At 73.3% G+C, this 3,124-nt stretch carries 2 protein-coding genes and 1 pseudogene; all 3 read right to left on the bottom strand.

Going from position 1 to position 3,124, the window contains the following annotated elements:
- Positions 1-25 precede the first annotated feature (25 nt).
- Positions 26-1,291 carry an NAD(P)/FAD-dependent oxidoreductase gene (locus B9S61_RS10255; protein ID WP_103541984.1) on the bottom strand — a complete coding sequence of 422 codons (1,266 nt, stop codon included), beginning with the start codon at positions 1,289-1,291 and terminating at the stop codon, positions 26-28.
- 117 nt (positions 1,292-1,408) lie between these two features.
- On the bottom strand, positions 1,409-2,683 hold the full coding sequence (locus B9S61_RS10250; protein ID WP_103541983.1) for a deoxyguanosinetriphosphate triphosphohydrolase: 1,275 nt from the start codon (positions 2,681-2,683) through the stop codon (positions 1,409-1,411).
- Between the two features lie 179 nt (positions 2,684-2,862).
- Positions 2,863-3,124, bottom strand: a pseudogene (locus B9S61_RS10245) (sirohydrochlorin chelatase); the annotation flags it as partial.

The following is a 3,124-nucleotide window of genomic DNA, read 5'->3' as shown; positions in this document are numbered from 1 at the left end:
CCGCGGCCTGATCCGAACGACAGCCCTAGCCGGCCAGACTCTCCAGCGGCACGTGCGGATCCGCCAGTGCCTCCGTGTCCACCCGCTCCCGGGACCGGATCATGCGCTGGATCGGATCCGTGACATCCCACACGTTCACGTTCATGCCCGCGAGGACGCGCCCCTCCTTCACCCAGAACGCGATGAACTCCCGCTTTCCCGCGTCCCCCCGGACGACCACCTGGTCGTACGAGCCGGGCGGCGCCCACCCGGAGTACTCCATGCCCAGGTCGTACTGGTCGCTGAACAAGTAGGGAACGCGGTCGTAGTCCTCCTCCCGGCCCAGCATCGAGCGGGCCGCGGCCGGGCCGCCGTTCAGCGCGTTGGCCCAGTGTTCCACCCGCAGCCGCGTGTCGAAGAGGCCGTGCGGGAAGGAGGCGACGTCTCCGGCCGCGTAGACGTCCGGATCGGAGGTGCGCAGCCGCGCGTCGACGAGGACGCCCCCGCCGGCCGCGCGGTCGGCGAGCTCCAGTCCCGCGGCCTCCGCGAGAGAGACCCGCGGGGCCGCGCCGATCGCCGCGAGGACGGCGTGCGCGGGGTGCTCCTCGCCGTCGTCGGTGCGGGCGGCGAGGACCATGCCGTCCTGTCCGGTGATCTCGGTGAGCGTGGCACCGAAGTGGAAGCGCACCCCGTGCTCCTGGTGCAGGTCGGCGAAGAGCTGGCCGAGCTCGGGGCCGAGGACCGAGTGCAGCGGGGTCTGCCCCCGGTGGACGACGGTGACCTCCGCGCCGTACTGACGTGCCGCCGCCGCGATCTCCAGGCCGATCCAGCCGGCGCCGGCGATCACCAGATGGCCGTTGTCCCGGCCGAGGGAGGACAGCACGCCCTTGAGGCGCTCGGAGTGGGCGAGGCGCCGCAGGTGGTGGACGCCCGCGAGGTCCGTGCCCGGGATGTCCAGGCGGCGCGGCTCGGCGCCGGTGGCGAGCAGCAGTTTGTCGTAGCGGACGGTGGTGCCGTCGTCGCCGAAGCGGACGGTCTTCGCGGCACGGTCGATGGCGTCGACGGTCTGGCCGAGGTGCAGCTCGACGTCGTGTCGCGCGTACCAGGCGGGCTCGTGGACGAAGACGCTGTCGCGTTCCTCCTTGCCGAGGAGGTAGCCCTTGGACAGGGGCGGACGCTCGTACGGGTGGTCGCGTTCGTCGCAGATCAGTATCACGCGGCCGGTGAAGCCCTCCGTTCTCAGCGCCTCGGCCGCCTTGGCGCCGGCCAGTCCGCCTCCGACGATGACAAAAGTCTGATCCGCGTCGACCACGTGATGCCTCCTCTTGGGGGTGTTGCCACCTTGAGCGTCCCGCACGCGAAATCATGCCGTAAGGGGGAGCGCGTTGATCAGGCCACGCGGGTCATGGCCCGTCCGTGGCCGTTCCGCTCACGGCCGCCCCGTGAGCCGGGCGTGGAGCGAGCGGGCGGAGGCGTCCGTGAGGGACGCGATCTGGTCGACGATCGCCCGCTTGCGGGCGCGGTCGTCGGGTGCCCCGTGGAACAGGGTGCGGAACTGCGGGTCCAGTCCGTCGGGGGCGCGGGCGGTGAGCGCCTCGGCCAGTTCGAGTACGACGACGCGCTGGTCGGCGCGGAGCAGTGCCTGTTCGGCGCGCTGCATGACGTAGCGGTCGGCGACCGCCTTGAGGACCGCGCACTCCATGCGGGTGCCGCGCGGTACGACCAGCTCGGCCCCGTATCGGGTGAGGCGCCCGGTGCCGAAGGCCTGCCGGGTGGCGCCCTCCGCGGCGAGGCAGAAGCGGCCGATGAGCTGGCTGGTGGCGTCCTTGAGGCGGGCCTGGGCGGTGGCGGTGCCGTCGTAGCCGTGCGGCCACCAGTCCTGGTCGAGGAGGCGGTCGAGGGCTTCCGCCAGTTCGGCGGGGTCGGTGCCGGCGGGGACGTACCGGCCGACGGCGACGGCGAAGACGGCGTCCCGTTCCGGATCGGCGTGCAGGCAGTTGGGGTCGAGGTGGCCGGCGTGCAGGCCGTCCTCCACGTCGTGCACCGAGTAGGCCACGTCGTCGGCCCAGTCCATGACCTGGGCCTCGAAGCAGACGCGGGTACCGGGGGCCTCCTGACGGACCCAGTCGAAGACGGGGCGGTCGTCGTCGTAGACCCCGAACTTCGGTGAGGCCGGGTCGGTGGGGTGGGCGCCGCGGGGCCAGGGGTACTTGGTGGCGGCGTCGAGGGCGGCGCGGGTGAGGTTCAGGCCGACGGAGCCCTCGGGGGTGAACCGCTTGGGTTCGATGCGGGTGAGCAGGCGCAGCGACTGGGCGTTGCCCTCGAAGCCGCCGCAGTCCTCCGCGAACTCGTTCAGCGCCTGTTCGCCGTTGTGGCCGAAGGGCGGGTGGCCCAGGTCGTGGGAGAGGCAGGCGGCCTCGACGAGGTCGGGGTCGCAGCCGAGGGCGGCGCCGAGCTCGCGGCCGACCTGGGCGCATTCGAGGGAGTGGGTGAGGCGGGTGCGGGGGCTGGCGTCCCACACCTGGTGCTGTCCGCCGGGGGTGACGACCTGTGTCTTTCCGGCGAGGCGGCGGAGGGACGCGGAGTGCAGGACGCGGGCGCGGTCGCGCTGGAAGGCGGTGCGGCCGGGGCGTTTGTCGGGTTCCGGGGCGTAGCGGGCGACCGATGCCGGGTCGTATGCGGTGGGGGGTGCGGTGCCTTCCATGTCATGACAGTACGGGGGAGGTGTGACAGTGGGGGGTACGGGTGGCGGTGGGGCGTGGTGGGTCCCGCCTTCGGGTTTTCGCCCGCGCCGCCCTTTCCCTTCCCGTCCCTGGGGCTGCGCCCCAGACCCCCCTTTGCGCAGTTCCCCGCGCCCCTTGAAGTGCCCGCGCCCCTGAGCGGTCAGGAGGCGGGCGCCAGCTCCAGAGGTGTGGTGGACGGGGTGCTCACGGCCTCGTCGTAGCGGTGGAGGAGGAGGTCGGGGATGGCGGGGTGGGTGGCCAGGGGGGCGGAGGCGATCCAGGGGGCCGCCGCCGCGCACTCCGTGGTGAAGCGGCCGGGGGCGGTGAAGTAGGAGGCGACGGCGACCCGGGTGCGCCCCCGGGCGGCCAGGGCGTGGAGGGCGTCGGGGACGGTGGGGGTGGCGGCGGAGGCGTAGGCGGGG

This window comes from Streptomyces sp. SM1, assembly GCF_002910825.1.
GTDB classification, from domain to species: Bacteria; Actinomycetota; Actinomycetes; order Streptomycetales; family Streptomycetaceae; genus Streptomyces; species Streptomyces okerensis.
Note: the sequence above shows the minus strand (reverse complement) of the source record. Positions and strands in the feature narration are given on the sequence as shown.

What these genes read in the sequence shown, in the direction of transcription:
- B9S61_RS10250 (WP_103541983.1), bottom strand. Translation starts at nt 2,683, where the DNA reads ATGGAAGGCACCGCACCCCCCACCGCATACGACCCGGCATCGGTCGCC.